At 63.7% G+C, this 4,663-nt stretch carries 3 protein-coding genes and 1 pseudogene; 2 read left to right on the top strand and 2 right to left on the bottom strand.

Annotated elements, in window-relative coordinates; all coding sequences use genetic code 11:
* The first annotated feature begins 305 nt into the window (after positions 1 to 305).
* On the top strand, positions 306 to 1,037 hold the full coding sequence (gene msrA / locus EN964_RS10305) for a peptide-methionine (S)-S-oxide reductase MsrA (RefSeq protein WP_127268581.1): 732 nt from the start codon (positions 306 to 308) through the stop codon (positions 1,035 to 1,037).
* A 183-nt stretch (positions 1,038 to 1,220) separates the two neighbouring features.
* Here msrA and EN964_RS10300 read toward each other — a convergent pair whose 3' ends face one another.
* Both EN964_RS10300 and EN964_RS10290 read right to left on the bottom strand, forming a co-directional pair.
* A complete protein-coding gene (locus tag EN964_RS10300; RefSeq protein ID WP_127269735.1) occupies positions 1,221 to 2,225 on the bottom strand; it encodes a cytochrome d ubiquinol oxidase subunit II in 1,005 nt (334 codons plus the stop codon).
* A 295-nt stretch (positions 2,226 to 2,520) separates the two neighbouring features.
* A pseudogene (locus EN964_RS10290) lies at positions 2,521 to 3,881 on the bottom strand (cytochrome ubiquinol oxidase subunit I).
* A 260-nt stretch (positions 3,882 to 4,141) separates the two neighbouring features.
* On the opposite strand from EN964_RS10290, the gene EN964_RS38450 reads away from it, so the two are divergent.
* Positions 4,142 to 4,663: ABC transporter ATP-binding protein (locus EN964_RS38450; RefSeq protein ID WP_245490640.1), on the top strand; the 522-nt coding region annotated here is incomplete at its 3' end.

Raw genomic sequence — 4,663 nt, 5'->3', positions numbered from 1 at the left:
CAGCCGTTCATTCACAAGGGCGGCCCTTGGCGCTGCCCCTCACCTGCCTACCGGCATCCTCTCCCCGTATAGTGACGGGGAGAGGGGCGCTCATCGACGGTTTCGCCAATCATCGGTGTTGCAGATAGAAACGCCAGCGTCGCGGCCAGTTGCTCTCTCCCCGTTTTGCGGGGAGAGATGTCCGGCAGGACAGTGAGGGGCAGCGCTGACGGTAAGATTCCGCATTCGGCGCACGCGAATGTGCGTCGCGCCGCACTATTTGATGCAATAGACTGATCCCTATGGAAGCCACGAGGAGTGCAACCATGACCAACATCAAGATTTCAAACCGTTCGCTCGGCTTTGTCAAAGGCGCCCTCGCCGCGCTTGCACTTGCCGCAGCGGGCGCCGCCTTCTGGCTGACGCCGGCGGTTTCGGCCGAGGACGCGGTGAAGATCCCGCCGCCGGCAATCGACGAGAAGGCGGCCGCCGGCACTGAAAAGGCAATCTTCGCCGGCGGCTGCTTCTGGGGCGTGCAGGGCGTCTTCCAGCACGTCAAGGGGGTCACCAGGGCTGTCTCCGGCTACTCCGGCGGCGACAAGGACACCGCCGTCTACGAGACGGTCGGCTCAGGCCGCACCGGGCATGCCGAATCCGTCGAGATCACCTACGATCCATCGAAGGTGACCTATGGCCAGCTGCTGCAGGTCTATTTCTCGGTCGCCCACAACCCGACCCAGCTGAATTTCCAGGGTCCGGACTCCGGCACGCAATACCGCTCGACGATCTTCGCCGAAAACGATGCACAGAAGAAGATCGCGCAAAGCTACATCGCCCAGCTCGACCAGGCCAAGGTGTTCCCGGAGCCGATCGTCACCACGCTGGAAACCGGCAAGACCTTCTATCCGGCCGAGAATTACCATCAGGATTTCCTGACGCTGAACCCGACCTATCCCTACATCGTCTACAACGACCTGCCCAAGGTGGCGAATTTGAAGGCGCTGTTCCCGGCGCTCTACAGCGACAAGCCGGTGCTGGTGCTGTCGGCGAGCAATTGAGCTGAGCGCTGTTAATCTCCCCCTTGAGGGGGAGATGGCCGCGAAGCGGCCAGAGGGGGTCGGCTCGACCGGTCTCGGCCTCTTGCGACAGAATGAGGTTAGCGCTCTCCGTGTGGCGACCCCCTCTGTCGCCTTCGGCGACATCTCCCCCTCGAGGGGGGAGATTAGCTCCCGCCATCCCCTTCAATCATACGTCAGATCCGTCGCCTTGCCGCCGAACACCCGGTAGGCATAGAACGAATAGAAGATGATGACCGGCAGCACGACCACGGTGCCGGCGAGGATGATGGCCAGGCTCTCCGGCGCGGAAGCCGCCTGCCAGATGGTCAGGCGATCGGGCACCACGAACGGGTAGAACGACCAGGCGAGACCGGCAAAGCCGAGCGCGAAGATGGCGGCCAGCGTCAGGAACGGCATCAGCGAATGGCGGTCGTCGGGCTTCGGCAGATGGAAGGTCTGCCGCCACAGCCACAGGAACAAAAGCGCCGACAGGATCGGCAGCGGCGACAGATAAAGCATTTCCGGCCAGACGAACCATTTGTCGAAGATGCGCGGGCTGGCGAAGGGCGTCGCCAGCGACACCGCCGCCATGCCGAGCGCGGTCAGCACCAGCGCGGTGCGAAGCCAGCGCACCGCTTTCTTCTGCAATTCGCCTTCAGTCTTGTAGATCACCCAGGCCGCGCCCATCGCCGCGTAGGCGGCGGCAAGGCAGAACGCCACCAGCACGCCGAACGCCATGCCGCCGAGGCCGACGTCGAGCCCGAGCACATAGACGCCCAGCATATAGCCCTGCGCCAGCGAGGCGATGAGCGAACCCAGGAAGAAGATACGGTTCCAGCGATGCTTGCGGCCAGCTGGCACCTTGGCGCGGAAATCGAAGGCGACGCCGCGCAGGATCAGCCCGAGCAAAAGCACGAAGACCGGAATGTAGAGCGCCGTCAGGATGACGCCATGCGCCAGCGGGAAGGCGACCAGCAGCAGGCCGACGGCCAGCACCAGCCAGGTCTCGTTGGCGTCCCAGAACGGGCCGATCGCGGCAATCATCGTATCCTGTTCGGCGTCTTCAGCGGCGGCGAACAGAATGCCGATGCCGAGATCGAAACCGTCGAGAATGACGTAGATCAGGATGGCGAGGCCCATCAGGCCGGCGAAGATCAGCGGAAGCGCGGTTGGCCAGTCGAAGGTCATCTTTTTCTCCTCACTCACCAGAGCCGGCTAATCGCGATGTGATCGGATGGGGCTCTATCGAGGCTTCAGATCGATTGCCGAAGTCGGCGCCGCCCCTCACCTGCCTGCCGGGCACTTCTCCCCGTATAGGGACGGGGAGAAGGGGGCTGGCCGCAATCTCGGCGCTTTTCTTGCAACGCTGGTGACTGGCGAAACCGTCGATGCGAGCGCCCCTCTCCCCGTCCCTATACGGGGAGAGGATGCCGGCAGGCAGGTGAGGGGCCGCGCCGGCGCCCGGCTGGAGTGCCATATCAAATCACTCCCCCGCAGCCGGCTGCGACATCGGCGCGTTGAGCACGCCGGGCAACGGCGAGTTGTCGCCGTCCTTCGCCGCCTTCAGCGCCAGGTGCACCAGCACGCCGAGATAGGCGATCAGCAACAGCACATAGAGAACGAGGTATATGGCGAGCGTCAGCGCGACATGGCTGCCGGCCACCGGGCCGACCGCGTCGGCGGTTTTCAGCACGCCCGTCACCAGCCAGGGCTGGCGGCCGATTTCGGTGGTGTACCAGCCGGCCAACGTCGCCAGCCAGCCCGACAGCCCCATCGGCACCATCAGCATGGCCAGCGGCTTCGGCAGGCTGTGCCGGCGCTTGAGGAAGAAGGCCGCCGACCAAGAGACGAGCAGCATCAATATGCCCGTGCCGACCATGACGCGGAAACCCCAGAACACCGGAAAGACCGGCGGATGATTGCCGGGATAGTCGTTCAGTCCCGGCACCACGCCGCTGGCCGAGTGCCGCAGCACCAGGCTGGCCCCATCGGGAATGGCGATCTCGAATTTGTTTTCCTTCGCCGCCTCGTCGGCAGCGCGAAGAGCACCAGCGGCACGTTGGGGCCGGTGTTCCAGTTGGCCTCCATGGCGGCGATCTTCTGCGGCTGATGCTCCAGCGTGTTCAGCCCATGCTGGTCGCCGGCGAAGATCTGGATCGGGATCAGGATCGCCGCGGTGAAGACGCCGGTGCGCAGCGCCTTCCACATCGATTCCGAGCGGTCGCCGGTGAGATAACGCAGCGCCGACAGGCCTGATATCAGGAACGACACCGTCAGCCCCGACGCCAGCAGCATGTGGGTCAGCCTGTAGGGCATCGACGGATTGAAGATGATTGCCCACCAGTCGACCGCATGCGCCACGCCGTCGCGCATCTCGAATCCGGCCGGCGTCTGCATCCAGGAATTGAGCGCGATGATCCAGAATGCCGAGACGGTGGTGCCGCCGGCGACCAGCACCGTCGCCAGCGTGTGGATGCGGTTGGAGACGCGGCGGAAGCCGAACAGCATGATGCCGAGAAAGGCCGCTTCGAGGAAGAAGGCGGTGAGGATTTCGTAGGCCAGCAGCGGCCCGGCGATGTTGCCGACCTTTTCCATGTAGCCCGGCCAGTTGGTGCCGAACTGAAAGCTCATGGTGACGCCCGAAACCACGCCCATGGCAAAGGACAGCGCGAACACCTTCACCCAGGTGAAATAGGCGCGCATCCAGGCGGAATCGTTGGTCGCGTTGTAACGCAGCTTGAAGAACAGCAGCACCCAACCCAGCGCAATGGTGATCGTCGGAAATAGAATATGGAATGAAATATTCGCGCCGAACTGGATACGCGAAAGTATGAGCGGGTCCATGATGGGCTCCGGCTGCTGCAAATACTCGCGAAGGATAGGCCCGAAGCGAGTTCAGGTCAAAGCGGCGTCCTGCCGCGAGGCTGAACGCCACAGGACAATTTTGCCGGTTGCGTGCCGCGCAACTCCGGGCCTGTGCGCCGCACCTGCAACGGCCGGCCGGCACGATTGTCGAGAACTGTCAGCAGGGCATTGACTTGCGGTTGCAAGCACCGACATTCGGCCTATATCAGGGGACCTCTTTCAAGCAGCCGTTTTCATCCATGCCTTCCATCCTGTCCATTTCCGGGGTCTCCAAGACCTACGCCACCGGTTTCACCGCGCTCAAGGAAGTCAATCTCGACATTCAGCGCGGCGAGATCTTCGCGCTGCTTGGACCCAATGGCGCCGGCAAGACGACGCTGATCTCGATCGTCTGCGGCATCGTCAACCGTTCGTCGGGCACCGTCACCGTCGACGGCCACGACATCAACAAGGATTATCGCGCCGCGCGCGGTCTGATCGGGCTGGTGCCGCAGGAACTGACAATCGACGCCTTCGAGAGCGTCTGGGCGACGGTCAATTACAGCCGTGGCCTGTTCGGCAAGCCGGCCAACCCCGGCTTTGTCGAGAAGGTGCTGCGCGACCTGTCGCTGTGGGACAAGAAGGACGCCAAGGCGATCACCCTGTCGGGCGGCATGAAGCGCCGGCTGATGATCGCCAAGGCGCTGTCGCATGAGCCGCGCATCCTGTTCCTCGACGAGCCGACCGCCGGCGGCGACGTCGAGCTGCGCCAGGACATGCGG

Source organism: Mesorhizobium sp. M7A.F.Ca.CA.001.10.2.1 (assembly GCF_003998575.1).
GTDB lineage: Bacteria > Pseudomonadota > Alphaproteobacteria > Rhizobiales > Rhizobiaceae > Mesorhizobium.
The sequence above is the reverse complement of the archived record's forward strand: the minus strand, read 5'-3'. Positions and strand labels throughout refer to the sequence as shown.

Bases quoted from the DNA above. Each gene is read 5' to 3' on its own strand.
- msrA (WP_127268581.1), top strand. From the start codon at position 306: ATGACCAACATCAAGATTTCAAACCGTTCGCTCGGCTTTGTCAAAGGC.
- EN964_RS10300 (WP_127269735.1), bottom strand. From the start codon at position 2,225: ATGACCTTCGACTGGCCAACCGCGCTTCCGCTGATCTTCGCCGGCCTG.